Below are 25,408 nucleotides of genomic sequence, written 5' to 3'. Positions count from 1 at the left end.
ACCCGAGCGGCCCGTCAGCTCGCCGCGGGAGGCTCCGCGACCGGCTCGGGAGGGCCGGCGGGGGCGGGGGCGCTCGCGGGGTCGTAGGGCTCCGCGGGCGGCGTCTCCCCCCGCACCTTGCCGACCAGCTCGGTGACGGCGGACATGATGGCGGCGGTGGCCCCGTCGAGGTTGGTCCTGGTCCGTGGCTTGCCGATGTACGCCGAGAGGTCGACCGGCGGCCCGGCCACGACGCTGACCCGCTTCGGCGGCCAGAGCGACGGCTTCCCGTCGGTCGGCAGCACGTCCTGCGTCCCCCAGTTGGCCAGCGGGATCACCGGCACCCCGGTCATCACGGCGATCCGGCCGATCCCGTTCTTCGCCTTCATCGGCCAGCCGGCCGGGTCGGCCGTGTAGGTCCCCTCCGGGTAGAAGACCACCACCTCGCCACGCTCGAGCGCCGCCACGGCCTCCTTGTAGGCATCGGTGGCCCGGGCGGACTGCCGGTACACCGGGATGTGCCCGCCCTGGCCGAGGACCGAGCGGACGATCGGCACGTCCCACAGCTCCGACTTGGCCAGGTACCGCGGCATCCGCCGGTGCGAGATCACGAACGCCGTGTCGAAGATCGGGTCCGACGACGACACGTGGTTGGCCGCGATCAGCACGCCGCCGGTGCGCGGGATCCGCTCGCCGCCCGACCAGCCGAGCTTCGTGAAGAGCATGACGAACGGCCAGATCAGCTCGATGGCGAGCCCGAACCAGAAGCCCGAGCCCCGGCGCCGGCGGCGCAGCGTCAGCAGCAGGCGCCGGCGGGCCGTCAGCGGCGGCGGCAGGTCCGGTGCGGGACTCGTCACGTCTCCTCCATCGGTCGGTACTCCCCCGATCCTCGCTCACGCCGGGCGGGCGGCCGGGCCCGGGTCGGGCGATGATCTCCCCGGTGTGACATGTCTCCCAGCGCACCACCCGACGGTCCCGCGAGGATCGGAGGAACTACGGACTTCGCCGAGCGACGTGAGGTGCACGTGCCCGAGAGCCTGCCGCGGCCGGAACCCGTCGGACCGCATCCGGAACGCCCGGCCGCGCTCGCCCTCGTCGCGCACGGCGGCAGCGAGAGCGGGACCGACCCCGCCGGGCGGCGCGGGCTGCCGTACTGGCGAATGGTGCCCTTCGCGAGGGCGCTCACGCGCAACGACGGCCTCGCCGTGTTCATGCTCCGGTACCGGCTGCGCGGCTGGAACGGCGCCGCCCGCGACGCCGCCCGCGACGCCGACGCGGTGCTCGCCGACCTGCACGAGCGCCACCCGGGCGTTCCTGCCGCGCTGGTCGGGCACTCGATGGGCGGGCGCGCCGTGCTGCACGCCGCCGGCGCACCGGGCGTCCGGGCCGTCGCCGCCCTGGCCCCGTGGCTCGACGGCACCGACCCCGTCGAGCAGCTCGCCGGCCGCAGCCTGCTGATCGCCCACGGCGACCGCGAGCGCACGACCGACCCGCGCGAGTCGCTGGCCTACGCCGTCCGGGCGCGGGGGGTCACCGACCGGGTCGCGCGGTTCGACGTGCTCGGCGACGGTCACGCCATGCTCCGGCGCGCCCGGGAGTGGCACGCCCTCGTGACCCGCTTCGTGCTCGGCGAGCTCGGGTTCGCCGCGGAGGACCCGACGATCGCCGACGCGATGCGCCGGCCCGGCCCGGACGGCCTGCAGGTGCCCCTCTCCGGGATCCGATGACCTCGCGACGGCACGACGACGGGCGGCCGCGTCCCGGGCCGGACGGGGCTCAGCCGGGGGTGACGAGGCCCGGCAGTCCGTCGAGGCTCACGCCGTTGCGAGTGCGGTGGTACTCCACCAGCTGCTCGGGCGACTTCCTCGCCAGCGACCTGTCCAGGACCTCGCGCTCCGCGACCAGGTCCATGCGCGGCACGGCGAACCCGCACGAGTCGGCCACCCGTGTGACGTCGACGGTCACCACCGAACGCGCCCCGTGCAGGCGGCTCGTCCCGGCCTCGCCGAACGCCGCCACCGCCTCCTCGAACCCCGGCTCGCCGACGGCGAGGACCCGCCCGGTGCCGTGCAGCCGCACGATGGTCGGCCGGCCCTCGAAGGCGCAGAACATGAGGCAGATCCGGCCGTTCTCGCGCAGGTGGGCCACGGTCTCGATACCGCTGCCGGTGAGGTCGAGGTAGGCGACCGTGTGCGCGTCGAGCACCCGGAAGGTGCCGCGCGTGCCCTTCGGAGACAGGTTCACGAGGCCGTCGGCGGAGAGCGGAGCGGTGCCGACGAAGAAGACCGGCTGCCGCTCCAGCCACTCCCACAGGGTCGGCGTGATGCCGTCGTAGACCGTGCCCACGGCCCGAGAGTAGAGCCGGGGCGGGCCGCGTTCACCAGGCTTTCCGGCCGATGTCCGCGAGCAGGCGGGTGTGCGCGTCCGCGCCGGGCGGCGGGGTCAGCGCCGGGCCGAACACCGTGCCCGCCTCGCGGACCTCGTCCGGCATCATGTCCAGCACCGCCGCGACCCGCGGGAACTCGTCCTCCGGGACCGTGACGTCGAGGCCGGCGGCCCGCCCCAGGTCCCAGCGGTGCACGACGAGGTCGAGCGTCACGAACCCGTCGACGGACCCCTCGAAGGTCTGCGGGCCGAACATGCCCTCGTAGGTCGCGCCGGCCCGCTCTGGGTCCTCCAGGTCGGCCTGCACGATGTCCCGGACGTACGCGAACGCCTCCGCGGGGTCCTCCGGGCCCGGCTCGGGCTTGCGGCCGACCAGGCCCAGGAACATGCCGTGGACGTCGGCGACGTGCGCCACGAGGTCGGCCGCGGTCCACCCCTCGCAGGGCGACGGCGCGGACCAGCGGTCGGCGGGGACGGCCGCGATCGTGGCGGCGAAGGCCGCGGCGTGCCGGGCGTAGCGCTCCGAGATCTCCGTCATGCGGCCGAGCCTGGCACCGGGCCGCGCCCCCGGATAGGAGATTCGCGTCAGGGCAGGGTGAGGATCTCGGCGCCGTCGGCCGTGACGAGCACGGTGTGCTCGAACTGCGCGGTCTTCTTCCGGTCCTTGGTGACGACCGTCCAGCCGTCGTCCCAGATGTCGTAGTCGATCGTGCCGAGGGTGATCATCGGCTCGATCGTGAACGTCATGCCCGGCTCGAGGACGGTGTGGACGTCCGGCTGGTCGTAGTGGAGCACCACGAGGCCGCTGTGGAACGACCGGCCGATCCCGTGCCCGGTGAAGTCGCGGACCACGCCGTAGCCGAAGCGCTTCGCGTAGGACTCGATGACCCGCCCGACCACGTTCAGCTCCCGGCCCGGCCGCACCGCCTTGATCGCGCGCATCGTCGCCTCGCGGGTGCGCTCGACCAGCAGCCGGTCCTCCTCGCTGACGTCGCCGGCGAGGAAGGTGGCGTTCGTGTCGCCGTGCACGCCGCCGATGTAGGCGGTGACGTCGATGTTCACGATGTCGCCGTCGTTCACCACGGTGGTGTCCGGGATCCCGTGGCAGATGACCTCGTTGAGGCTGGTGCAGCACGACTTCGGGAAGCCGCGGTAGCCCAGGGTCGACGGATAGGCGTCGTGGTCGACCAGGAAGTCGTGGACCACGCGGTCGATCTCGTCCGTGGTGACGCCGGGCCGCACGGCCTCGCCGCCCACCTGCAGCGCCTGCGCCGCGATCCGGCTCGCGACCCGCATCGCCTCGATCGTCTCCGGCGTCTGCACGTCCGAGTCCCGGCTCGGCGACGGCGCCTTCTTCCCGACGTACTCCGGCCGCGGGATGTGCGCGGGGACGTCACGGATCGGGGTCGGCGCACCGGGAACGAGAACTGCGGTCACGTCCCGACTGTAACCCGGTCGCCACGCCCCCTTCCGCCCACGGCGACGCAGGTCGCACCGGGCGCGGCGCGGCGGCCGGGCAGGACGAGTCCATGCCACGAGAATGACCGGAGAACTCCCGTTCTCGCGGTGCGGATCCGTCGCCTGTGGACAACGCGGTCGGCACACACCGTCACCCCTCCGCACCCCCGTCGTACCAGGTGTGCAAGACGCCGACGGTCTGTGCGAGCGGCCCGGGACGGGCCGCCTGTGGATCAGCGGACGGAGGCGCGGCGGCGGGAGAGGTGGGAGGTCAGGGCGGCGATGCCCCGCCAGCCCAGCAGGAACACCGCCAGCGAGACCGTGGCGACGATCGCGAAGCTCAGCGGCAGCTGGCCGGTGAAGGCGGCGCGGAGCAGCAGGCCGAGGACGGCGGTGCCGGCGAGCACCCCGGCGCCTGCCTTGAACCCGACCGGGTGCGCCCGCACCCACGGCGTGGCCCACGCGGCGACGGCACCGACCAGGAACGGCGCGGCGGTGCCGAGCAGCCCGACGACGCTGCTCGCCTCCTCGTGGCTGGCGCGCCCGATCGCGGCGAACACCAGGACGGCGACGGCGTCGGCGGCGAAGGCGAGGACGGGGATGCGGGGGCGGCGCACGGGTCGAGCCTACGCCCGCGTCCGGAGCACGGGCCGCAGCGCCGCGCGAGGTTCCTCACGCCCCGCGCAGCCCCGCCAGGAACCGCTGGGCGACACCGACCGCGGGACCGGAGGAGCTGCCGTCGACCACCAGCACGGCGAAGGCGAGGTCGCCGCGGTAGCCGACGAACCACCCGTGCGCCCGGTTCGTCCCGTTCTGGCTGTACTCCGCGGTGCCCGTCTTGCCGTACACCTCGCCGGAGTTGCGCAGTCCGGTGGCGGTCCCGTCCGTGACCACCTGCCGCATCATCGGGCGCAGCTGGTCGAGCGCCGCGGCGTTCGGTTGCGTCGCGGCCGTGACCGTCGCGGTCGGCCGGTCGCGGATCAGCTGCGGGACGACCGGGGCGCCGTGCGCGACGGTCGCCGCCACCAGGGCCATGCCGAAGGGCGTGGCGACGACGAGCCCCTGGCCGAAGCCGTCCTCGGCGCGCTGGACGAGGTCGTCGGCCGGCGGGACGTTGCCGGTCACGGTGGTCAGCCCGGGCACCGTGTAGTCCGCCCCGAACCCGAGCTGCCGGCCCGCGGTGGGCAAGGCGTCGGGCGCGAGCTGGGAGGCCAGCGTCGCGAAGGTCGTGTTGCAGGAGCGCGCGAAGGCCTGCTGCAGCGGCACCGTGCCCAGCACGAACTCGTCCTCGTTCGGCACCACCCGGCCGCCGATCGACGTCGTGCCGGGGCAGGCCTCCGGGGTGCCGGCCGTGACGCCGAGGTTCTGCAGCGCGGCGTTCGCCGTCACGATCTTGAACGTGGACCCCGGCGGGTACCGGCCGGTGAACGAGATCGCGCCGGCCTGGTCGGCGGCGGCGTTCTGCGCGGCGGCGAGGATGTCGCCGGTCGACGGCTGGATCGCCACGATCGCGACCTGCTGCGGCAGCGTGTCCGCGGCGTCCTCGGCGGCGGCCTGGACGGTGCGGTCGATGCTGACCTGCGCCGTGGTCCCGGGCGTGACGGGCTGCTCGGTGAGCGTCTTCTGCGTGGCGCCCGTGCTGTCGACGGCGTCGACCGACCAGCCGTCCTTGCCGTTCACCTGCGCCGCGACCTCGGTCCGCACCGCGGGGAGCACCTGGGAGGCGAAGGCGGCGTCGGGCGCCAGCAGCCGCGACGACGACGTGAACCGCACCCCGGGCAGGTCGTAGATCGCGCCGCGGACGCTCTGGTAGTCGGTCTCGCGCAGCACCGCGACGGTGTAGGCCTGCCCGTCGGGCGTGCGCGCCGCGCCGTCGGTGATCGACTGCTGGGTGATCTCGCGGTCGATCGGGTTGAGCGCCCGGGCCAACGTGCCGGTGACGGCGTTGAGGTCGCCGGTCGCCTTGCGGTCCAGCAGGATCGTGACGACCTTCGTCGGGGCGAGCAGGGGCGTGCCGTTGCGGTCGGTCACCGGCGCCGGGTCGGGGCTGGTCGTGCGCAGCGCGAGGCCCTGCCCCGGCTGCAGGTCCGGGTGCACCACGCCGGGCGCCCAGTGGATCCGCCAGCCCGTGTCCGCGTCGGCGGCGGGCTGCAGGTCCAGCTGGGTGAGGTAGCTCCAGTGCCGGTCCTGCCCGAGGTCCCAGGTCACGTTCACCGACGCCGACGACCGCTGTCCGGCCGTGCGCACCTGCGCCACCTCGGCGGTGATCGCGGCCGGCCTCAGCGCGGTGCGCACCGAGCCGAGCAACTCGCGGGCCGCGTCGGCCGAGTCGGTCTGCGCGGCGGCCCCGGCGTCGTCGCCCCCGGTCCAGGCCTTCACGTAGGCGTCGACGGTGTCCTGCGGGCCGCTGTCGCCGAAGAGGCCGCACCCGGCCGTCGCGAGCACCGCCACCAGGACGGTCAGGAGGGCCGGGATCCGGACGGGTCGGGGCACCGGACGAGTATGCATTATGGAGCCATAACGCGATTTTCCAGGCCGCTCGACGCCATTATGGTTCCATGATGCGCGCCGCCGGCCGCCGAAACCGCAATTGTGGCTCCCTGTGGCGATCGGGCTAGAACAGCACCGTGGCGAAGCTCGCGACCTGCGTGAACCCGATGCGGTCGTAGGTGCGGCGGGCGGGCGTGTTGAAGCCGTTGACGTAGAGGCTGGAGATCCGGCCGAGTGCGGTGAGCCGTTCGACGACGGCGGCGGTCCCGACCGTGCCGAGCCCCTCGCCGCGCCGCGACGGGTGCACCCACACGCCCTGGATCTGCCCGACCCGCGCCGACATCGCGCCGATCTCGGCCTTGAACACGACCTCGCCGTTCTCGTCGAAACGCGCGAACGCCCGGCCCGCGGAGATCAGCTCGGCGACCCGGGCGCGGTAGCCCGCGCCGCCGTCGCCCGCCCGCGGGTCGACGCCGACCTCCTCGGTGAACATCGCGATCGCGGCCGGCAGGTACCGGTCGATCTCCTCCGGGCGCACCGGGCGGACCTGCGGGTCCGGCGCGATCCGCGGCGGGCCGGCCAGCACCATCAGCGGCTGGTCGGCGCGCACCTCGCGGGCGGGCGCCCAGCTGGAAGCCAGCTCCTCCCACAGCGGCAGGACGAGCTCGGCCCGCCCGACGAGCGACGAGCAGGAGCGGCCGTGCCGGCGCGCGCGGTCGGCGAAGGCGCGGATCGCCCCGCGCTGCCCGCGCAGCGGGACGAGGTTGGCACCGGAGAAGCAGAGGCCCTCGAGCCGCGAGCCCGAGGCCCAGATCTCGCCGCCGAGCCGCCACGGGTCCAGACCGGCCGCCTCGACCCGCGCCGCGACCATGCACGCGGCCACCGGGTCGGCCTCCAGCGCAGCGCGGACGCCCCCGCGGTCCCGATCATCGAGCAACCGAGCCCCGGCGACCCTCAGCACCCCTCTACGGTGCCACACGCGGGGCGTGCTGCCTACGCCAGGATCACCGGCCCGATCACCGGCACGGTCATCCCCGCCCCGCAGGACGTTCATCCGGCGCTCAACCCACGGTCACCGACGGCTCACCGGCGCCCTCCTCCATCGTCTCGGCGATCTTCATCGCCTCCTCGATCAGGGTCTCGACGATGGCGTGCTCCGGCACGGTCTTGATGACCTCGCCCTTGACGAAGATCTGGCCCTTGCCGTTGCCCGAGGCCACGCCGAGGTCGGCCTCGCGGGCCTCGCCCGGGCCGTTGACGACGCAGCCCATGACGGCCACGCGCAGCGGCACCTCCATGCCGGTGAGCCCGGCGGTGACCTGGTCGGCGAGCTTGTAGACGTCGACCTGCGCGCGCCCGCAGGACGGGCAGGAGACGATCTCCAGGCGGCGCGGCTTGAGGTTCAGCGACTCGAGGATCTGCCGGCCGACCTTGACCTCCTGCACCGGCGGGGCCGACAGCGACACCCGGATGGTGTCGCCGATGCCCCGCGAGAGCAGCGCGCCGAACGCCACCGCGGACTTGATCGTGCCCTGGAACTCCGGGCCCGCCTCGGTGACCCCGAGGTGCAGCGGGTAGTCGCACCGCTCGGCCAGCAGCTCGTAGGCCCGGACCATGACGACCGGGTCGTTGTGCTTGACCGAGATCTTGATGTCGTGGAAGTCGTGCTCGGCGAACAGGCTCGCCTCCCACATCGCCGACTCGGCGAGCGCCTCCGGCGTGGCCTTGCCGTACTTCTGCAGCAGCCGCTTGTCCAGCGAGCCCGCGTTGACGCCGATCCGGATCGGGGTGCCGTGGTCCTTGGCGGCCTGGGCGATCTCCTTGACCTGGTCGTCGAACTTCCGGATGTTCCCGGGGTTCACGCGCACGGCCGCGCAGCCCGCCTCGATCGCCGCGAACACGTACTTCGGCTGGAAGTGGATGTCCGCGATGACCGGGATCTGCGCCTTCCGGGCGATCGCCGGCAGCGCCTCGGCGTCGTCCTGGCTCGGGCAGGCGACGCGCACGATGTCACAGCCCGCGGCGGTGAGCTCGGCGATCTGCTGCAGGGTGGCGTTGACGTCGGCGGTCAGGGTGGTGGTCATCGACTGCACCGAGATGGGGTGCTCGCTGCCGACCCCGACCGACCCGACCATCAGCTGCCGCGTCGGCCGGCGCGGCGCCAGGGTCGGAGCGGGGGTCGAGGGCATTCCCAAGGAGACGCTCACGACCCCCAGTATGCGCCTTCTCCGCCGTCGAGATCGTGTGACCCGGATCCGCCACCTGCTGTTCACCCCGTCGGCAGGTGGGCCGCGATCACGTACGCCCCTTGCTCTCCTGGGCGTCCTGCAGCGTCGAGGAGTGCGGCAGCCAGGTGGCCAGCTCGACCGGCCAGCCGTCGTCCTGCAGCACCCGGACGACGGCGGGGTCGTCGTCGATCACCGACGCGATCTCACGGCGGTCGGAGAGCCGGCGCAGGACCTCGCGCTTCATCATCCGGGCCGGCCGGTAGTCGTCGTCCTCGCGCATGAACAGCGGGCCGGTGGGCAGGCCGTGCTCGGCGAGCCAGCGCTCGGTGAGCCGCCGGTTCCGCTCCGGCCGGCCCGTGAGGTAGACGACGTCGTGGTCGGACCGGGCGGCGCGCAGCCGGTCCGCTCCCTCCTCGAGCAGCGGGTCGACGTCCGCCGCCGCGAAGAACCGCTCCCAGCGTTGCGGCCGGGCGCGCAGGTGGTGCAGCCGGTGCGTGACGTCGGCCAGGACTCCGTCGATGTCGAAGACCGCGAGCGGTCGGGCTCCGTTCCGGGTCACAGCGCGATCACCGGTCCAGTATCACCGGTGATCGGGATCTCAGCTCAGCCGGACCGGGTTGATGACGTCGGCGACGAACACCAGGGCGCTCCAGCCGATGAAGATCAGGGCGACGGTCATCGCCACCGGCATGAGCTTGGCCGCGTCGACCGGGCCGGGGTCGGGCCTGCCGCGCAGCATGGCGAGCCGCCGTCGGATCGCCTCCCAGATGGCCGGGAAGATCTGCCCGCCGTCGAGCGGCGGGATGGGCAGCAGGTTGAACAGGAACAGCGAGATGTTGACCAGCGCCAGCAGCGACAGGAACGCGGAGATCTCCTGCCCCGGCGGGGCGTCGCTGGCCAGGATCTGCCCGCCGATGCGGGAGGCGCCGACGATGCCGACCGGCGAGTCCTGGTCGCGCTGTTCGCCGAGGAAGACCGCGCCGAAGAGGTTGGGCACCCGTTGCGGCATCTCGACGAGCTTCTGCCCCACCTGGCCCACGATGTCGACCATCGTGGTGCCGACGGCGCCGACCCCCTGGCGCTGGACCTCGCGCAGCGGCGAGAGGCCGAGGAAGCTCGCCTGCTCGGTCTTCGCGGGGTCGTCGAGGTCCGGCAGCGCGGTGGTGATGAGCGTGGGGTTCAGCGTGACCTGCTGCCCGCCGCGGTCGACGACGACGCGCACGGTCCCGCTGGCCTGCCGGATGGCGACCTGCAGGTTCTCCCACTTCTCGAACGGCCGGCCGTTGAACGACACGATCCGGTCGCCGGGCCGGAAGCCCGCGGCCGCGGCCGGGGTGAGCGGCGCGCCGGGCGGGCAGGTGTCGGTCTGCGTGGCCGTGGCGGGCAGGACGCACTGGCTGACCGTGCTGACGGTGAGCGTGGAGGTCATCTGCCCGAAGCCCATGAGCACGATCGCGAACAGCACGACCGCGAGGATCAGGTTCATGACCGGCCCGGCGGCCATCACGATGATCCGCTTCCAGGGCCGGCGGGTGTAGAACTGCCGGTCCGCGTCCTCGGGCCCGACGTCGGCCATCGAGGCCTGGCGGGCGTCGTCGATCAGCCCCTGGAACGGCCCGGTGCGCCGGCTGCGCCCGTACACCTCGCCCTTGGCCGGGGGCAGCATGCCGATCATCCGGATGTAGCCGCCCAACGGCACCGCCTTGACCCCGACCTCGGTCTCCCCGACCTTGCGCGACCAGACCGTCTTGCCGAAGCCGACGAAGAACTCCGGGACCTTGATGCCGAACCACTTGGCCGTCACGAAGTGGCCGAGCTCGTGCCAGGCGACCGACAGCAGGATGCCCAGGAAGAAGACGACGATCCCGACGATCGTCCACACAATGCTCACAGCACCCGCTCCTGTGCGTGGGCCCGCGCCCACTCCTCCGCCGCCAGGACGTCCGCCACGGTAGCGGGATCGGCCGACCACGCGTCGGCGGCCGCCAGCACCCGCTCCAGCTCGTCCGTGACGGCGGTGTAGCCGATCCGGCCGGCCACGAACGCGGCGACCAGCTCCTCGTTGGCCGCGTTGAACACCGCGGGCAGGCACCCGCCGGTCTCCCCCGCGGCGCGGGCCAGCCGCACGCCGGGGAAGGCCTCGTGGTCGAGCGGCTCGAAGGTCCAGTTCTGCGGGGTGTCCCAGGTGCACTGCGGGGCCGCCCCGGGCACCCGGTCCGGCCAGCCGAGCGCGAGCGCGATGGGCAGCCGCATGTCCGGCGGGCTGGCCTGGGCGATCGTGGCGCCGTCGGCGAAGGTCACCATGGAGTGCACGATCGACTGCGGGTGCACCACGACGTCGATCCGGTCGTAGGGCACGCCGAAGAGCAGGTGCGCCTCGATCAGCTCCAGGCCCTTGTTGACGAGCGTCGCGGAGTTGATCGTGACGACCGGGCCCATGTCCCAGGTCGGGTGCTTGAGGGCGTCCTCGACCGAGACGTGCTCGAGGTCGGCGCGCGGCCGGCCGCGGAACGGGCCGCCCGACGCGGTGAGCACCAGCCGCGCGACCTCGTCGCGGCCGCCCCCGCGCAGGCACTGCGCCAGCGCGGAGTGCTCCGAGTCGACGGGGACGAGCTGACCGGGAGCGGCGGCGTCGAGCACCAGCGGCCCGCCGGCGACCAGCGACTCCTTGTTGGCCAGCGCGAGCACGGCGCCCGAGCGCAGCGCGGCGAGGGTGGGCCCGAGGCCACGCGATCCGGTGATGCCGTTGAGCACGACGTCGGCGGGGGTGGACTCGACGAGCTCGGCGGCGGCACCCGGACCGTCGAGCACCTCGACGCCCGGCACCTGCTCGCGCAGGCGGGCCGCGGCGGCCGGGTCGGCGACGGCCACCCGGCGCACCCCGGTGGCCTCGACCTGCGACGCGAGCAGCCCGACGTCGCCACCGCCCGCGGCGAGACCGGCGACGGTGAACCGGCCGGCCGCCTTCTCGACGACCTCGAGGGCCTGGGTGCCGATCGAGCCGGTCGAGCCCAGGACCAGCACCGACCGCGGTGGGTTCGCGTTCATCACCGCCCATCATCCCCGGCGCGGTGTTGTGCGACGATGAGGGCCGCACGACACGAGCCCTTCGGGCTTCGGCGATACAGGAGGAACTCATGGCGAGCAGCTCCCGCGAGCTGGCGAAGGTCGACCCCGCGGACGAGCCCTCGGCCGAGTGGGGCTGGCACGGCACCTTCCCGAAGGCCATCCCGACCGCCGGCGTCATCGTCGCGATCCTGTTGGGCCTGATCCTGATCGGCCACCCGGTGAGCTGGACGGAGATCCTCTTCGCCGCCGTGCCCGCGGTGGTCGTCCTGCTGGCCGTCATCGTCGGGACCCTGCGCAAGCGCAACGACTGGCGGCGCTGAGCCACCGGGGCGGCCCGGTGGCGGGGGACGCGGTCGAGCTGGAGGTCGGGGACCGGACGGTCCGGCTCTCCAGTCCCGACCGCGTGTACTTCGCCGCCCGGGGTGAGACCAAGCTCGACCTCGCCCGCTACTACATCGCCGTGGGGGACGGGATCGTCCGCGCTCTGCGCGAGCGGCCCTGCATGCTGCACCGCTTCCCCACCGGGACCGACGGCGAGAAGGTGCACCAGAAGCGCCTGCCGCGCGGGGCCCCGGACTGGGTCCGGACGGTGCGGGTGCACTTCCCCCGCTACAACCGGCACGCCGACGAGCTGTGCGTGACCCACCCCGCCGACGTCGTGTGGGCCGTGCAGATGTCCACCGTCGAGTTCCATCCCTGGAACTCCCGCGCCGCCGACACCGAGGCGCCCGACGAGTGGCGCATCGACCTCGACCCGATGCCCGACGCGTCGTACGCCGACGTCCGGCGGGTGGCGCACGTGGCCCACGAGGTGCTCGACGAGCTGGGCGCCACCGGGTACCCGAAGACCTCGGGCGGCAAGGGCATGCACGTCTACGTGCGGATCCCGCCGGAGCACGGGTTCGCCGAGGTGCGCCGGGCCGCGCACGCGTTCGCCCGCGAGGTCGAGCGGCGCTGCGCGATCGTCGACCTGAGCTGGTGGCGCAAGGACCGCGACCCGAAGTCCATCTTCGTGGACTACAACCAGAACGCCCGCGACCACACGATCGCCTCGGCGTACTCGGTGCGCGGCACGCCCGAGGGCCGGGTCTCCACGCCGATCCGCTGGGACGAGATCGACTCGGCCGAGCCCGGCGACTTCACCATCGCCACCGTGCCGGCCCGCTTCGCCGAGCTCGGCGACCTGCACGCCGACATCGACGACACCGTCTTCGGCATCGAGCCGCTGCTGGAGTGGGCGGACCGGGACGCCCGGGACTCGGGCGAGGACGTGCCGGACCTCGACGACCTGTGACGGTGTAGGCGGCCGCGCACGCGGTCGTTCCGACGCGCTCTCGACCCGCGAGAGGTCCCGACGGGGGCCGGGCTGTCGGCCCACGGTTCAGAAGGCGGCGGCCTGCAGCCGCGCGAACTCCTCGGCCAGTTCGGCCCGCGACCAGTGGGCGTTGAGCCCGCTGGGGTTGGGCAGCACCCAGATCCGCGTGGCGCCCAGCGCCGGCTCCTGGGCGCCGACGAGGGCGCCGCGGTCGGCGAAGGCCGTGCGGTAGGCCCCCAGCCCGACGACGGCGAGCCAGGTCGGGCGCAGCCGCTCCACCAGCGCGCGCAGCACCGCGCCGCCCTCGAGCAGCTCGGCGTCGGTCAGCTCGGCCGCGCGGGCGGTGGGCCGGGCGGCCATGTTGGTGATGCCCAGCCCCCAGCCGGGCAGCTCGCCCTGCTCCTCGGGATGCAGCAGCCGCGGCGTGAACCCGGAGTCGTGCAGCACGGGCCAGAAGCGGTTGCCGGGGCGGGCGAAGTGGTGCCCCGTGGCGGCCGAGACGAGGCCGGGGTTGATGCCGCAGAAGAGCACGCGCAGGGGCGGATCGTCCGGCCCCGGCAGGACGTCCGGGAGCAGGCGCTCCCGTGCGGCCTCGAGCTCGGCGGCGGTCGGCATCGCCATGGCGCCATCATCGCGGGCGGCGGCGGGCGCCGCACCCCGGTCGGGCAGGAAGGGCCCGTTCGGGGCGGTGCGGGCCGATCAGGACAGGTTCCGGGCCATCCGCTGCAGGACCGCGATCGTCGCCCGGTACTCCGCGTCGCTCACGCCCTCGGTGATCCGCGCGCGGTACTCGCGGACGGCGGCGACCAGGCGGCCGCGGGCGGCGGCGCCGACGGGCGTGATCGTGACCCGGCCCGCGGCCTCCTGCACCCAGCCCTTGGCGCGCAGCTGGTCCAGGACCATGCGGATCCCGGGTCCGGTGCCGCGGAAGGCGGCCAGGGACGAGTCGAGCGCGGCGACGGTGTCCGCGCCGCCGGCGATCGCGTTGAGCGTCTGCCAGTGCCGGCGGCCGATCCCCTCGCCGGCGAGGGTGCGGTCGAGCGACGACTCGATCAGCCGGTCGACGTGTTTGAGCCACCAGCCGATCGGCTTCTCGGCCGAGTGGTCGCAGCCGGGCCCGTGCACGTGTCCGGGCCGGTCGTGGGCGGTGTCCACGGGATCAAGGATGCCCCTTGTCGGCCGGCCCGACCAGCGGCGACGGGTGCGACGCGCCGGTCAACCGCTCGCCAGCACCTCGGCGAGGTCGAAGGAGACCGGCCGCTCGAGCTGCTCGTAGGTGCACGACCCGGGGTCCCGGTCCGGCCGCCACCGCACGAACTGCGCGGTGTGCCGGAAGCGGGCGCCCTCCATGTAGTCGTAGCGCACCTCGACGACCCGCTCGGGCCGCAGCGGGGTGAACGACAGGTCCTTGCCGGCGTTCCACCGGCTGGTCTCGTTCTTGCGCGGGGTCCGCTCCCCCTCCAGGTGCGCCGCCCAGTTCCAGGGGTGCCCCTCGAACTCGGTGACCAGCGGCTGGAGCTCGGTGAACAGCTCCCTGCGGGTGGCCATGGGGAACGCCCCGACGACCCCGACCGACGCCAGCACGCCGCGCTCGTCGAACAGGCCGAGCAGGAGCGAGCCGATCGCGTCGGGCCCGGACTTGTGCACCCGGTAGCCCGCGACCACGCAGTCGCAGGTGCGCTCGTGCTTGATCTTGGTCATCACCCGCTTGTCGGGCTGGTAGGTCTGGTCGGGCTTCTTGGCGATCAGCCCGTCGAGCCCGGCGCCCTCGAACTGTTCGAACCAGCGGCGCGCCTCGGCGGTGTCGCGGGTCAGCGGGGTGAGGTGGATCGGCGGCTGCGCCTTGGCCAACGCCTCCTCCAGCCGCGCGCGGCGCACCTCGAAGGGCTCCTCGGTGAGGTCCTCGTCGCCCACGGCCAGCAGGTCGAAGGCGATGAAGCTGGCCGGCGTCTGCTCCGCCAGGAGCGTCACCCGGCTGACCGCGGGGTGGATCCGCTGCTGCAGGGCCTCGAAGTCGAGGGTGTTGCGCCCGGTGTCGGCCACGACGATCTCGCCGTCGATCACCGCGCGCTCCGGGAAGTTCGCCAGCACCGCCTCGACGACCTCGGGGAAGTACCGCGTCATCGGCCGCTCGTTGCGGCTGCCGATCTCCACCTCGTCGCCGTCGCGGAAGACGATCGAGCGGAAGCCGTCCCACTTCGGCTCGTAGAGCTGACCGGGCGGGATGTCCTTGACGGGCTTGGCCAGCATCGGCGCGACGGGCGGCATCACGGGCAGGTCCACGGGGCCCAGTGTGTCGTGCGCCGCCCGCTCGGGCGAGTGGGCTCCCCCGGACGCGCCCGCGCAGCTCACCCGGCCCGGCCCCACCGGGCTCACGCGCAGCCGCAGGAGTCCCGGTGCACGAACCGCGGGGCGAGCCGGCGGGTCACGGGCTCGGCGGTGGGATCGGCCATGCGGCGCAGCAGCAGCCGCACCGCCTCGCGGCCGATCTCGGCGAAGGGCTGTGCGACGACGGTCAGCCGCGGCGCGAAGAGGTCGGCCCAGGGGAAGTCGTCGAAGCAGGCCAGCGCGACGTCGCGCGGCACGTCGACGCCCGCCTCGCGGAACGCCTGCATCGCCCCGATCGTCATCGAGTTGTTCCCCGTGATCACCGCCGTCGGCGGGCGGGCCGCGGCGAGCAGGGCGTGCACCGCGACCCGGGCGGGCTCCTCGGCCGAGTGCCCGTCGACCAGCAGGTGCGGGTCCTCGTCGAGCCCGGCGCGGCGCAGCCCGAGCCGGTAGCCCGCGATGCGCTCGACCGTCGTCCGCAGCCCCGGGTGGCCGGCGACCAGCGCGACCCGCGTGTGCCCACGCCCGGCGAGGTGGGCGACGAGGCCGGCGACCGCCTCGACGTTCTCGCTGCCGACCTGGTCCATCCGGTCGTCGATCAGCCGGTCGACGAGCACGGTCGGGACCGCGCGGGCCGCGACGTACTCCAGGGCCGCGGCCGGCCGGGCCGACGGTGCCAACAGCACGCCGTCGACCCGGCGGGCGTGCAGCCGTCGGATCACGGTGTCCTCGTAGTCCGGGTCCTCGTGGGGGTCGACGAGCAGCAGCGTGTAGCCCTGCCGCGCGGCCTCGGCCTCGATCGCGTGGATCAGCTCGCCCAGGAACGGGTTGGAGATCGCCGACAGGGCGAGGCCGATGGTGGTGGTGCGGGCGGTGGCGAGCGACTGCGCCACCGTGTTCGGGGTGTAGTCCGCGGCGCGCACGGCGTCGAGCACCAGCGCCCGCGTCTCCGGGCGCACGGCCCGGGTCCCGTTGAGGACGTGCGACACCGTCGCGATCGACACCCCGGCCAGCCGCGCCACGTCCGCCATCGTCGCCACGCGCACCTCCCGCTCCCCGGCTCCGGGCGGCTGACCGGTGCCCGCCCCGGACGTCCGGCCGCGGGGGCGCCGTCGACGCGTGAGCCACGTCACCCGAACGCTCGAAGTATAGAACGTAAGCGGTTGCGCAAGCGCTTAACTTCCCCTTAGCGTAGTTCCGGCGTGACATGGGACACGTTCATTGCGGGTCTGCACGACGGCTGCCCGCGAAGACACGTCGGTCTCGCCGCGGTCCACCGGGGCGGCCTCCGGGCCCCCCGGCCGCGGCGGGCCGACGACCGCGACCGACCAGGAGGGCACCGTGGCCCCACCGCACAGGAGATCCGACCGACCGCCCCGTCGCACCCCGGGCCGTCTCCGGCCGGCCCGGTCCGGCCCGCTCGCGCTGCTCGCCGTCCTGGCGCTCGCCCTCTCCGGGTGTGCCGGCGCAGGCGACCTCGGTGGCGGGGGCCCCGACCAGAAGACGATCACCATCGCGATCGTCTCCAACCCGCAGATGCAGGACGCGATCAAGCTGTCCTCGCAGTTCGAGCAGCAGAACCCGGGCATCCGGCTGAAGTTCGTGAGCCTGTCGGAGAACGAGGCCCGCGCGAAGATCACGGCCTCGGTGTCGACCGGCGGCGGCGAGTTCGACGCGGTGATGATCTCGAACTACGAGACGCCGCAGTGGGCCGCCAACGGCTGGCTGGTCAATCTCGACCCGCTCATGGCCGCCACCCCGGGCTACGACGAGAACGACTTCATCCCGGCCGTCCGGGCGGCCCTCTCCGGACCCGACGGCCACATGTACTCCGTGCCGTTCTACGGCGAGTCGTCCTTCCTGATGTACCGCAAGGACCTCTTCCAGCAGGCCGGCATCGAGATGCCCGCCCAGCCGACCTGGCAGGACGTGGCCTCCGCGGCCCAGAAGCTGGACGACCCGGCGAAGGGCATGGCCGGCATCTGCCTGCGCGGCAAGCCCGGCTGGGGCGAGGTCATGGCGCCGTTCGACACCGTCGCCAACACCTTCGGCGCCCGCTGGTACGACGAGAAGTGGAACGCCCAGCTCACCTCGCCGCAGTTCCGCCAGGCCGCGAACTTCTACGTCGACCTGGTCCGCAAGTACGGCGAGCCCGGCGCGGCGACCAGCGGGTTCAGCGAGTGCGGCACGCAGTTCAGCCAGGGCAACGCGGCCATGTGGTACGACGCCACGGTCGCCGCGGGCATCGTCGAGAACCCGCAGGAGAGCCGGGTCGCCGGCAAGGTCGGCTACGCGCCGGCGCCGATCGTGGAGAAGCCCGACTCCGGCTGGCTCTACAGCTGGTCGCTGGCGATCCCGAAGACCGCGGACGAGAAGGGCAGCACCGCCGACACCTGGAAGTTCCTGTCCTGGATGACCAGCAAGGAGTACGGGCCGATGGTCGGTCAGCAGCTCGGCTGGCAGCACGTCCCGCCGGGCGCGCGCCAGTCGACCTACCAGATCCCGCAGTACATCGAGACGTCGAAGCTCTACGCCGGGCCGACGCTCGACGCCATCGCGAAGGCCGACCAGAACAAGCCGACCGTCGAGCCGGTGCCCTACACCGGCGTGCAGTTCCTCGCGATCCCCGAGTTCCAGGACCTGGGGACGCGGGTCAGCCAGCAGCTCTCGGCGGCCATCGCCGGCCAGAAGTCGACGGACGAGGCGCTGGACCAGGCACAGGTCTACGCCACGACCGTCGGCGAGTCCTACCAGCGACAGGGGGCGGGCTCATGACCGCTCGGACCGGACACCCACCCGCTCGGCTCCGTAGCCGTCGGGACGCAGGCGGCGGCGAGCGCCCCGCCGCGGCCGGCACTCCCGAGGAGGTGGAGACATGACGGTCACGGCCGAACGGCCCGCGGAGCTCACGCCCCGCCGGCCGGACCGCGGACCGGGATCGCGGGCCGACGGATGGGTCCGCCGCGCCCCGCTGCTGCCGGCGCTGGTCTTCACGATCATCGTCACGCAGCTGCCGTTCCTGTTCACGATCTACTACTCGCTGCAGTCCTGGAACCTGGTGCGCCCGGGCAGCCGGCAGTTCGTGGGGATCGACAACTACATCCTGGTGTTCACGGACAGCCAGTTCCGCCAGGTCGCCCTCAACACCGTCCTGCTCACCGCGGGCTCGGTGCTGTTCTCGCTGATCCTGGGGCTGCTGTTCGCCCTGCTCCTGGACCGGGCCTTCCTCGGCCGGGGGTTCATCCGCACGCTGCTGATCACGCCGTTCCTCATCACGCCGGTCGCGGCCGCGCTGCTGTGGAAGACGGTCCTGTTCGACCCGACCTACGGCCTGATCAACTTCGTGCTGTCGCCCTTCGGGGTGGGTGCCACGGACTGGATCTCGACGTTCCCGCTGACCTCGGTCATGGTCGCCCTGGTCTGGCAGTGGACGCCGTTCATGATGCTGCTGATCCTCGCGGGCCTGCAGAGCCAGCCGCACGACGTGCTGGAGGCGGCCCGGGTGGACGGCGCGACCTCGTGGGGCGTCTTCCGCGAGGTGACGATCCCGCACCTGCGACGGTTCATCGAGCTGGGCATCGTCCTCGGCGCGATCTACCTGATCAACACGTTCGACGCCATCTACATGATGACCCAGGGCGGCCCGGGTACCGCCAGCGCGAACCTGCCCTTCTACATCTACCAGCGCGCGTTCCTGGGCTTCGACATCGGACAGTCGGCCGCGATGGGCGTGGTCGTCGTGGTCGCCACGATCATCGTCGCCACGTTCGCCCTGCGGTTGATCTTCCGCAGCTTCTCCGGAGGGGAGGAGACGTGATGGCCGCCCCCACCACCACCGAACGGCCCGCCACGCCGAGCACGCAGGACCTGGCGCCCGCGAGGAAGGGCCGGGTCGGCGCGAGCCTGCTGACCGTGCTGGCCTGGATCGTCGGCATCGGGTTCTTCTTCCCGATCCTGTGGATGGTGCTCACGGCCTTCAAGCAGGAGGCCGACGCCTACACCACGCCGCCGAAGCTGTTCTTCACGCCGACACTGGACCAGTTCCGGGCGGTGTTCGACGCCGGCATCGGCCCGTACCTGCTCAACTCGCTGTTCGCCACGGTCGTCTCGACGATCCTGGTGCTGGTGCTGGCCACGCCGGCGGCGTTCGCGGTGTCGCTGCGCCCGGTGAAGAAGGTGCAGGACGTCCTGTTCTTCTTCATCTCCACGAAGATGCTCCCGGTCGTCGCGGCGATCGTGCCGATCTACGTCGTCGTCAACGACATCGGGATGCTCGACAACATCTGGACGCTGATCGTCCTCTACACGGCGATGAACCTGCCGATCGCCGTGTGGATGATGCGGTCGTTCTTCCAGGAGGTCCCCAAGGAGCTCCTGGAGGCGGCGAGCATGGACGGGGCGTCGACCGCACGCTCGTTGCGCGAGGTCGTGCTCCCGGTCATCTCCCCCGGCATGGCGGCCACCGCGCTGATCTGCGTGATCTTCGCGTGGAACGAGTTCTTCTTCGCCGTCAACCTCACGGCGGCGCGGGCCGCGACGGTGCCGGTGTTCCTCGTCGGGTTCATCACCTCCGAGGGGCTGTACTTCGCCAAGCTGTGCGCCGCGGCCACCCTGGCCGCGCTGCCCGTCGTCATCGCCGGGTGGATCGCGCAGAACAAGCTCGTCCAGGGCCTCTCCTTCGGAGCCGTGAAGTGACCGGGGCCAGTCCAGTGAAGGAGGCCCGTCGTGGCTGAGGTGGAGTTCGACCAGGCGTCCCGGATCTACACGGCCGGGGCCAAGCCGGCCGTGAACCGGCTGGACCTCGAGATCGCCGACGGCGAGTTCGTCGTCCTCGTGGGCCCGTCCGGTTCCGGCAAGTCCACCGCCCTGCGGATGCTCGCCGGGCTCGAGGAGATCGACGGCGGCCAGATCCGGATCGGCGGCCGGAACATGGTCGGGGTGCCGTCGCGGGACCGGGACATCGCCATGGTGTTCCAGAACTACGCGCTGTACCCCAACAAGACCGTCGGCGAGAACATGGCGTTCCCGCTGAAGATGCGGGGCGTGCCGAAGGAGGAGCGGGCGACGAAGGTGAAGGCCGCGGCCGAGATCCTCGGGCTGTCCGAGTACCTCGACCGCAAGCCGCGGGCGCTGTCCGGCGGCCAGCGGCAGCGCGTCGCGATGGGGCGTGCGATCGTCCGGGAGCCGCAGGTCTTCCTCATGGACGAGCCGCTGTCGAACCTGGACGCGAAGATGCGCGTGTCCACCCGCACGGAGATCGCCGCGATGCAGCGCCGGCTCGGCGTCACCACCGTCTACGTCACCCACGACCAGGTCGAGGCCATGACGATGGGTGACCGGGTGGCGCTGCTCAAGGACGGGGAGCTGCAGCAGTTCGCCACACCCGCGGAGCTCTACGACAAGCCGGCCAACGCGTTCGTGGCCGGGTTCATCGGCTCGCCCGCGATGAACCTGTTCACGCTGCCGGTGTCCGAGGAGGGCGTGCGGATGGGCTCGTCGGAGCTGGCCCTCCCGCGGTCCCTGCGGTCCCGGATCACCGAGGCCGGGCTGTCGACCGTGCAGCTCGGCATCCGGCCGGAGCAGTGGACGGTCGGGTCGAACGGGGACGGGGCCGGGGTGAAGGCGCAGGTCGACGTCGTCGAGGAGCTGGGCAGCGACGCGTTCCTCTACGCCCACCTCGACGACGGCGAGCAGACTCCCGTCGTCGTCCGCACCGGCGGGCGGTCCGGGGCGCGGCGCGGCGACCAGATCGCGCTCACGCCCACCAGCGAGGACCTGCACCTGTTCGACCCGTCCACGGGCGAGCGCGTGTAGGGCGCCGGGAGGCGCGGCCCGTCCACCTCCGGGTGGGCGGGCCCGCTCGTTCTCGGGCGTTCCCTCTCAGGCGCGGGCGGTGGCGGCGAGCTGACCGCAGGCGGCGTCGATCTCCTGGCCGCGGGTGTCGCGGACCGTGCAGGACACGCCGGCGGCCTGCACCCGACGCACGAACTCGCGCTCGACGGGCTTGGGGCTGGCGTCCCACTCGCTGCCCGGGGTCGGGTTGAGCGGGATGAGGTTCACGTGCACCCGCTTGGTCCCGATGCGCTGGCGCAGCAGCTTCCCCAGCAGGTCGGCGCGCCAGGGCTGGTCGTTCACGTCCCGGATCAGCGCGTACTCGATGCTGATCCGACGGCCGGTCGTCTGGGCGTAGCGCCGCCCGGCGTCGAGGACCTCGGCGACCTTCCACCGGTTGTTGACCGGGACCAGGGTGTCGCGCAGCTCGTCGTCCGGGGTGTGCAGGGAGATCGCCAGGGTGACCGGCAGCCCCTCCCGCGCCAGCTTGTCGATCGCCGGGACGAGCCCGACGGTCGACACCGTGACCCCGCGCGGGGAGATCCCGAGACCGCTCGGCGCCGGCTCGGTGATCCGGCGCAGCGCGGCGACGACCCGCTTGTAGTTCGCGAGCGGCTCGCCCATGCCCATGAACACGATGTTGGACAGCCGCCGCGGCTCGCCCAGCGCGCCCTCCTGCGCCGTGCGCGCGGCCTGCCGCACCTGGTCGACGATCTCGGCGGTGGACAGGTTGCGCTGCAGCCCGCCCTGGCCGGTGGCGCAGAAGGGGCAGGCCATGCCGCAGCCGGCCTGGCTGGAGATGCAGACCGTCGTGCGCTCCGGGTAGCCCATGAGGACGGACTCGGCCAGCGTGCCGTCGTGACCGCGCCAGAGCGTCTTGCGGGTCTGCCCGGCGTCGCAGACCTGCTCGGTGACGGTCTCGACCAGCGGCGGCAGCAGCGCCGTGAGCTGGGCACGGGCGGCGGCCGGGAGGTCGGTCATCTCGTCGAGGTCGGCGGTCAACCTGCCGAAGTAGTGCCGCGCCAGCTGGTCGGCCCGGAAGCCGGGCAGCCCGAGCTCCGTCACCGCCGCCTTGCGCTCGGCGGGATCGAGGTCGGCGAGGTGGCGGGGCGGGGTCGCGCGCTTCGGCGCGTCGAAGACCAGGGGCAGGGAAGTCGACATGGCCCTTCCAGTGTGCCATCCGCACCGGCGTGGCCGGGCCGGGCCGTGACCGGCGCCGCCTCCGGGTGCGGTTCGTCCCCGCGTGTCCCTCGTCTCTTCCGCGTCTCTTCCGCGCCTCTTCCGCGTTCGATCCGTGCGCGCGGTCAGCGGCCGACGCGCGCGCGGAGCTCCTCGACCAACCCGATCCGGCGGACGCCGGTGAGCCACAGGACCGCAGCGCCGCCGAGCCCGACGACGCCGAGCGGCAGCGCGGCGCCCCCGGTGTTCAGCGCGAGCAGGCACCCGACGGCGCCGAGCACGACCAGCAGGCCGCCGACGGCCACGAACGACCGCTCGCCGAGCAGCGTCGACAGCGAGCACAGCCCCGCGCCGACCACCGCGGCCCCGGCCGGCACCGTCAGCTCGCCCCAGCCCTGCCCGATCAGCGGCAGCCCGATGCCCACCACGACCAGCACCACCCCCACGGCGACGCCGAGTCGCAGCACGCGGGTGCGGAGCCCGCGGTCCAGGCGCGCGCCGAGGCTCTGGCGGCGCCGGACGGTGGTGAACAACCACCCGGTGAGCAGCAGGCCCGCGGCCATGACCAGCGTGCCGCCCCCCGCACCGAAGCCGAGCGAGCCCGCGACCCAGCCCGCGCCGCCCAGCAGGATCTCCAGCTGCGGCAGGGGGATGCCGGAGACGGCACGCACGGTTCGGCTCATGCCGCCACGGTAGCGAGACCGTCACCCGGCGGGGGCACGGCCCGGCGCTGCGCGACCGCTCGGCGTTCCGCACAGCGTGATCTCAGGCGGGTCGTGTCATGGTGACCGGGACCACCACGTTGCTGGCCGATCCCTGGGGGGAGCCGACATGTCCGAGAAGCGTGAGGCCACGACCACCCCGACCGCCCCGGTGTTGACCCGGCGCGCCGCCGTCGCCGGGGCGGGCGCCGCCGCCGTCGGGATCGGGCTTCTGGCCGCCGGCTGTTCCGGCGGCGGTTCCGGCAGCACGAGCACCAGCGCCTCCGGCACCGGCGGCGGCGCGGCGCCGGCGGCGGCGCCCGCGGCCATCACGCTGGGCCCGGCATCGAGCGTTCCGGTGGGCGGCGCGGAGGTGTTCCCCGACCAGAAGGTGATCGTCACACAGCCGACTGCGGGAAACTACGTCGGCTTGTCCGCGGTCTGCACGCACCAGGGCTGCACCGTGACCGGGGTGCAGGGCGCCACGCTGGTCTGCCCGTGTCACGGCAGCACCTACGACCTCCAGGGCAAGGTGCTGAAGGGCCCGGCCCCGCGGGCGCTGTCGTCGGCGACCGTCACGGTGTCCGGTGGCCAGATCACGCTGGCCTGAGCCGGGCCCGAGGGTCAGGCGGTGATGATCCCGGCGGGCCTGCGGCGGATGTGCAGGCGGTAGCCCACCGGGATGGTCAGGCACGTCGTCTCCGCGATCGCGCGGGCCGCGGTCGCGGGGGCGAACTCGATCCGCAGGACCGCCTCGAGCGTCGCCCGGTCCGGGAAGCGCCAGGTCGAGGTGAGGCGCTGCTGTGTGAAGCCCTGCCGCACGAAGAACCGCTCGACCGCCGCCGGGTCGTAGCGGGGCAGGTCGGCACGCAGCCAGTCGCCGTAGGGCGGCACGGTGAAGTCGAGGTCGACGATCGCGAGCACGCCACCCGGCCGGAGCACCCGGTCGGCCTCCGCGAGCCCCGGCTCGCAGCCCTCGCCGAAGAAGTAGGCGGTGCGGGCGTGCACGACGTCGGCGCACGCGTCGGGCAGCGGGAGTGCCTCCGCTCCCCCGCGCAGCACCTCGTACCCGCGCCGCCGGGCGCGCTCGACCAGCGGCGGGTGCGGCTCGACCCCGACGACCGAGCGGGCCTCCTCCGCGAAGTGCGGGAGGTGGAAGCCGTCCCCGCAGCCGACGTCGACGACGTCGAGGCCCGCCCACGGTGCCGCGGCGCGCAGGGCCGCCCAGAGCACGCCGTCGGCGTCCTGCGCGCGGTTCTCGCGCTCGTACACGTCCGGCCAGTGCCAGATGTTGGGGCTGGGGATGGCGGGGCCGGTCTTGAGCTGCCCGCCGAAGCCCTTGTACCTCATAAGGCCGTCCGGGTTGCTGCCGTGCGGGTCACGGCCGTCCGGGGCGCGAGAGTCATGCGACCGGCACGAAGAGGCTCAGGAGGGCCCACGAGACGAACGCCGCGGGCAGCATCGAGTCCATCCGGTCCATCAGGCCGCCGTGGCCGGGCAACAACGTGCCCATGTCCTTGATCCCCAGGTCGCGCTTGATCATCGACTCGGTGAGGTCGCCCAGCGTGGCGGTGACGACCAGGACCGCGCCGAGGATCGCACCCAGCCACCAGACGCCGTCGAGCAGCAGGAGGACGGACAGCGCGCCCGCGATCATGCCGGCCAGCAGCGAACCCCCGAAGCCCTCCCAGGACTTCTTCGGGCTGATCCGGGGGGCCATCGGGTGCCGGCCGGCGACGACCCCGGCCGCGTAGCCGCCGACGTCGGAGGCGACCACGCAGATCATGAACGTGAGCACCCGGCCGACGCCGTCCTCGGGGAGCACGAGGAGCGTGGCGAAGGAGACGAAGAAGGGCACATAGGCGGCGGAGAAGATGCCGGCGCCGACGTCGCGCAGGAAGCCGTCCGCGGCGTGGGCGCCGCTCCCCCGCGCGCCGAAGCCCATGCGCCAGAGGAGCGAGACCAGGACCGTGACCGCGAAGGCCACCGCGGAGCCGCGGAGGCCGAACGGCCACGCCAGCCAGACCATCGCCTGGCCGCCGACCAGCAGGACCGGGAGCGGGACCTTGATCTGCGCCGTGCTGCGCCGGAACGCGCCGGCGAGCTCCCAGGTGCCGACCGCGGTGGCCGCGGCCAGGACGATGATGAACGCCTGCCGCTGCACCAGCAGCGACGCCAGGATGACCGCCCCCAGCGACAGCCCGACCGCGATGGCGGCGGCGAGGTTGCGCCCGAGCCGCCCCGAACGCGACGGCGGTGCCGACGGCGTGCCCGGCAGCCCTGAGCCGGGCAGGTCCGAGGTCACCGGAGGCGTCTCGGCCGCGGCGGCCGAGGAGCCGGCACCGTCGGCCCGCTCGTCGCCCTCGTGGTCGGCCTCGTGGTCGGCGCTGTCGGCGCTGTCGGCGCTGTCGGCGCTGTCGGCGCTGTCGGCGCTGTCGGCGCTG

27 protein-coding genes are annotated in these 25,408 nt (G+C 73.3%); 8 read left to right on the top strand and 19 right to left on the bottom strand.

The window, feature by feature from the left end:
* Nucleotides 1-14: 14 nt before the first annotated feature.
* A complete protein-coding gene (locus LWC33_RS27075; RefSeq protein ID WP_233307509.1) occupies nt 15-836 on the bottom strand; it encodes a lysophospholipid acyltransferase family protein in 822 nt (273 codons plus the stop codon).
* Nucleotides 837-1,004: 168 nt separating this feature from the next.
* Here LWC33_RS27075 and LWC33_RS27070 point away from each other — a divergent pair, with 168 nt between their 5' ends.
* The gene (locus LWC33_RS27070) at nt 1,005-1,706 is read left to right on the top strand and encodes an alpha/beta hydrolase (RefSeq protein WP_233307508.1); all 702 of its coding nucleotides are present in this window, start codon (nt 1,005-1,007) and stop codon (nt 1,704-1,706) included.
* 49 nt (nt 1,707-1,755) lie between these two features.
* Here the strand turns inward: LWC33_RS27070 and LWC33_RS27065 are convergent, their stop codons facing one another.
* From LWC33_RS27065 to dxr, 10 genes are all read right to left on the bottom strand, one after another.
* On the bottom strand, nt 1,756-2,325 hold the full coding sequence (locus tag LWC33_RS27065; protein ID WP_233307507.1) for a pyridoxamine 5'-phosphate oxidase family protein: 570 nt from the start codon (nt 2,323-2,325) through the stop codon (nt 1,756-1,758).
* 31 nt (nt 2,326-2,356) lie between these two features.
* Nucleotides 2,357-2,902 carry a TIGR03086 family metal-binding protein gene (locus LWC33_RS27060; protein WP_233307506.1) on the bottom strand — a complete coding sequence of 182 codons (546 nt, stop codon included), beginning with the start codon at nt 2,900-2,902 and terminating at the stop codon, nt 2,357-2,359.
* 47 nt (nt 2,903-2,949) lie between these two features.
* On the bottom strand, nt 2,950-3,801 hold the full coding sequence (gene map, locus LWC33_RS27055) for a type I methionyl aminopeptidase (RefSeq protein WP_233307505.1): 852 nt from the start codon (nt 3,799-3,801) through the stop codon (nt 2,950-2,952).
* Between the two features lie 254 nt (nt 3,802-4,055).
* Nucleotides 4,056-4,439 (bottom strand): DUF3054 domain-containing protein, encoded by a 384-nt coding sequence (locus tag LWC33_RS27050; protein ID WP_233307504.1) that lies wholly within the window; start codon nt 4,437-4,439, stop codon nt 4,056-4,058.
* A gap of 55 nt (nt 4,440-4,494) precedes the next feature.
* Nucleotides 4,495-6,315 carry a penicillin-binding transpeptidase domain-containing protein gene (locus LWC33_RS27045; protein WP_233307503.1) on the bottom strand — a complete coding sequence of 607 codons (1,821 nt, stop codon included), beginning with the start codon at nt 6,313-6,315 and terminating at the stop codon, nt 4,495-4,497.
* 121 nt (nt 6,316-6,436) lie between these two features.
* Nucleotides 6,437-7,273, bottom strand: coding sequence for a GNAT family N-acetyltransferase (locus tag LWC33_RS27040; RefSeq protein ID WP_233307502.1), 837 nt, complete (start codon nt 7,271-7,273; stop codon nt 6,437-6,439).
* A 100-nt stretch (nt 7,274-7,373) separates the two neighbouring features.
* Complete coding sequence (gene ispG, locus LWC33_RS27035; protein WP_233307501.1) at nt 7,374-8,519, bottom strand: flavodoxin-dependent (E)-4-hydroxy-3-methylbut-2-enyl-diphosphate synthase; 1,146 nt, start codon at nt 8,517-8,519, stop codon at nt 7,374-7,376.
* Between the two features lie 88 nt (nt 8,520-8,607).
* Complete coding sequence (locus LWC33_RS27030; RefSeq protein ID WP_233307500.1) at nt 8,608-9,099, bottom strand: phosphatase domain-containing protein; 492 nt, start codon at nt 9,097-9,099, stop codon at nt 8,608-8,610.
* Nucleotides 9,100-9,138: 39 nt separating this feature from the next.
* Nucleotides 9,139-10,431, bottom strand: coding sequence for a M50 family metallopeptidase (locus LWC33_RS27025; RefSeq protein WP_233307499.1), 1,293 nt, complete (start codon nt 10,429-10,431; stop codon nt 9,139-9,141).
* On the bottom strand, nt 10,428-11,588 hold the full coding sequence (dxr, locus tag LWC33_RS27020) for a 1-deoxy-D-xylulose-5-phosphate reductoisomerase (protein WP_233307498.1): 1,161 nt from the start codon (nt 11,586-11,588) through the stop codon (nt 10,428-10,430). The genes LWC33_RS27025 and dxr overlap by 4 nt, the downstream gene beginning before the upstream one ends.
* Nucleotides 11,589-11,677: 89 nt before the next feature.
* On the opposite strand from dxr, the gene LWC33_RS27015 reads away from it, so the two are divergent.
* Nucleotides 11,678-11,929, top strand: coding sequence for a DUF2631 domain-containing protein (locus tag LWC33_RS27015; RefSeq protein ID WP_233307497.1), 252 nt, complete (start codon nt 11,678-11,680; stop codon nt 11,927-11,929).
* 17 nt (nt 11,930-11,946) lie between these two features.
* Nucleotides 11,947-12,903 (top strand): non-homologous end-joining DNA ligase, encoded by a 957-nt coding sequence (gene ligD, locus LWC33_RS27010; protein ID WP_233307496.1) that lies wholly within the window; start codon nt 11,947-11,949, stop codon nt 12,901-12,903.
* Nucleotides 12,904-12,990: 87 nt separating this feature from the next.
* Here ligD and mug read toward each other — a convergent pair whose 3' ends face one another.
* From mug to LWC33_RS26990, 4 genes are all read right to left on the bottom strand, one after another.
* Nucleotides 12,991-13,545: a G/U mismatch-specific DNA glycosylase gene (mug, locus tag LWC33_RS27005; protein ID WP_233307495.1), complete on the bottom strand. Its 555-nt coding sequence runs from the start codon at nt 13,543-13,545 to the stop codon at nt 12,991-12,993.
* A gap of 78 nt (nt 13,546-13,623) precedes the next feature.
* A complete protein-coding gene (locus LWC33_RS27000; RefSeq protein WP_233307494.1) occupies nt 13,624-14,079 on the bottom strand; it encodes a MarR family winged helix-turn-helix transcriptional regulator in 456 nt (151 codons plus the stop codon).
* Nucleotides 14,080-14,139: 60 nt separating this feature from the next.
* Nucleotides 14,140-15,207, bottom strand: coding sequence for an ATP-dependent DNA ligase (locus LWC33_RS26995; protein ID WP_233307493.1), 1,068 nt, complete (start codon nt 15,205-15,207; stop codon nt 14,140-14,142).
* An 89-nt stretch (nt 15,208-15,296) separates the two neighbouring features.
* Nucleotides 15,297-16,298: a LacI family DNA-binding transcriptional regulator gene (locus tag LWC33_RS26990; protein WP_308191016.1), complete on the bottom strand. Its 1,002-nt coding sequence runs from the start codon at nt 16,296-16,298 to the stop codon at nt 15,297-15,299.
* A gap of 379 nt (nt 16,299-16,677) precedes the next feature.
* Between LWC33_RS26990 and LWC33_RS26985 the strand changes: the two genes are divergently transcribed.
* The 4 genes from LWC33_RS26985 to LWC33_RS26970 all read left to right on the top strand — a co-directional run bounded on the left by LWC33_RS26985 (nt 16,678) and on the right by LWC33_RS26970 (nt 21,066).
* Nucleotides 16,678-18,027, top strand: coding sequence for an ABC transporter substrate-binding protein (locus LWC33_RS26985; RefSeq protein WP_233307529.1), 1,350 nt, complete (start codon nt 16,678-16,680; stop codon nt 18,025-18,027).
* Nucleotides 18,028-18,127: 100 nt separating this feature from the next.
* Nucleotides 18,128-19,069, top strand: a complete 942-nt coding sequence (locus LWC33_RS26980) for a carbohydrate ABC transporter permease (RefSeq protein ID WP_233307492.1) — start codon at nt 18,128-18,130, stop codon at nt 19,067-19,069.
* Complete coding sequence (locus tag LWC33_RS26975) at nt 19,069-19,947, top strand: carbohydrate ABC transporter permease (RefSeq protein ID WP_233307491.1); 879 nt, start codon at nt 19,069-19,071, stop codon at nt 19,945-19,947. The genes LWC33_RS26980 and LWC33_RS26975 overlap by 1 nt, the downstream gene beginning before the upstream one ends.
* 30 nt (nt 19,948-19,977) lie before the next feature.
* The gene (locus LWC33_RS26970; protein ID WP_233307490.1) at nt 19,978-21,066 is read left to right on the top strand and encodes an ABC transporter ATP-binding protein; all 1,089 of its coding nucleotides are present in this window, start codon (nt 19,978-19,980) and stop codon (nt 21,064-21,066) included.
* A 66-nt stretch (nt 21,067-21,132) separates the two neighbouring features.
* Here the strand turns inward: LWC33_RS26970 and rlmN are convergent, their stop codons facing one another.
* Both rlmN and LWC33_RS26960 read right to left on the bottom strand, forming a co-directional pair.
* A complete protein-coding gene (gene rlmN / locus LWC33_RS26965) occupies nt 21,133-22,245 on the bottom strand; it encodes a dual-specificity RNA methyltransferase RlmN (protein ID WP_233307489.1) in 1,113 nt (370 codons plus the stop codon).
* Nucleotides 22,246-22,388: 143 nt separating this feature from the next.
* Nucleotides 22,389-22,946 (bottom strand): hypothetical protein, encoded by a 558-nt coding sequence (locus tag LWC33_RS26960; RefSeq protein ID WP_233307488.1) that lies wholly within the window; start codon nt 22,944-22,946, stop codon nt 22,389-22,391.
* Between the two features lie 148 nt (nt 22,947-23,094).
* Here LWC33_RS26960 and LWC33_RS26955 point away from each other — a divergent pair, with 148 nt between their 5' ends.
* Nucleotides 23,095-23,574, top strand: a complete 480-nt coding sequence (locus LWC33_RS26955) for a QcrA and Rieske domain-containing protein (protein ID WP_233307487.1) — start codon at nt 23,095-23,097, stop codon at nt 23,572-23,574.
* A 14-nt stretch (nt 23,575-23,588) separates the two neighbouring features.
* Here LWC33_RS26955 and LWC33_RS26950 read toward each other — a convergent pair whose 3' ends face one another.
* On the bottom strand, nt 23,589-24,314 hold the full coding sequence (locus tag LWC33_RS26950) for a class I SAM-dependent methyltransferase (protein ID WP_233307486.1): 726 nt from the start codon (nt 24,312-24,314) through the stop codon (nt 23,589-23,591).
* Between the two features lie 52 nt (nt 24,315-24,366).
* On the bottom strand, nt 24,367-25,269 hold the full coding sequence (locus tag LWC33_RS26945) for a phosphatidate cytidylyltransferase (protein WP_443720048.1): 903 nt from the start codon (nt 25,267-25,269) through the stop codon (nt 24,367-24,369).
* Nucleotides 25,270-25,408: the final 139 nt, after the last annotated feature.

Origin of the sequence: Pseudonocardia terrae (assembly GCF_021343995.1) — a bacterium.
Lineage (GTDB): Bacteria > Actinomycetota > Actinomycetes > Mycobacteriales > Pseudonocardiaceae > Pseudonocardia > Pseudonocardia terrae.
This window is presented reverse-complemented; position numbering and strand designations above follow the sequence as displayed.

Coding starts and splice junctions, on each gene's coding strand:
- LWC33_RS27060 (WP_233307506.1), bottom strand. CDS start 2,902: ATGACGGAGATCTCGGAGCGCTACGCCCGGCACGCCGCGGCCTTCGCC.
- dxr (WP_233307498.1), bottom strand. CDS start 11,588: ATGAACGCGAACCCACCGCGGTCGGTGCTGGTCCTGGGCTCGACCGGC.
- LWC33_RS27015 (WP_233307497.1), top strand. CDS start 11,678: ATGGCGAGCAGCTCCCGCGAGCTGGCGAAGGTCGACCCCGCGGACGAG.
- mug (WP_233307495.1), bottom strand. CDS start 13,545: ATGGCGATGCCGACCGCCGCCGAGCTCGAGGCCGCACGGGAGCGCCTG.
- LWC33_RS26980 (WP_233307492.1), top strand. CDS start 18,128: ATGACGGTCACGGCCGAACGGCCCGCGGAGCTCACGCCCCGCCGGCCG.
- LWC33_RS26975 (WP_233307491.1), top strand. CDS start 19,069: ATGGCCGCCCCCACCACCACCGAACGGCCCGCCACGCCGAGCACGCAG.
- rlmN (WP_233307489.1), bottom strand. CDS start 22,245: ATGTCGACTTCCCTGCCCCTGGTCTTCGACGCGCCGAAGCGCGCGACC.
- LWC33_RS26960 (WP_233307488.1), bottom strand. CDS start 22,946: ATGAGCCGAACCGTGCGTGCCGTCTCCGGCATCCCCCTGCCGCAGCTG.
- LWC33_RS26955 (WP_233307487.1), top strand. CDS start 23,095: ATGTCCGAGAAGCGTGAGGCCACGACCACCCCGACCGCCCCGGTGTTG.
- LWC33_RS26950 (WP_233307486.1), bottom strand. CDS start 24,314: ATGAGGTACAAGGGCTTCGGCGGGCAGCTCAAGACCGGCCCCGCCATC.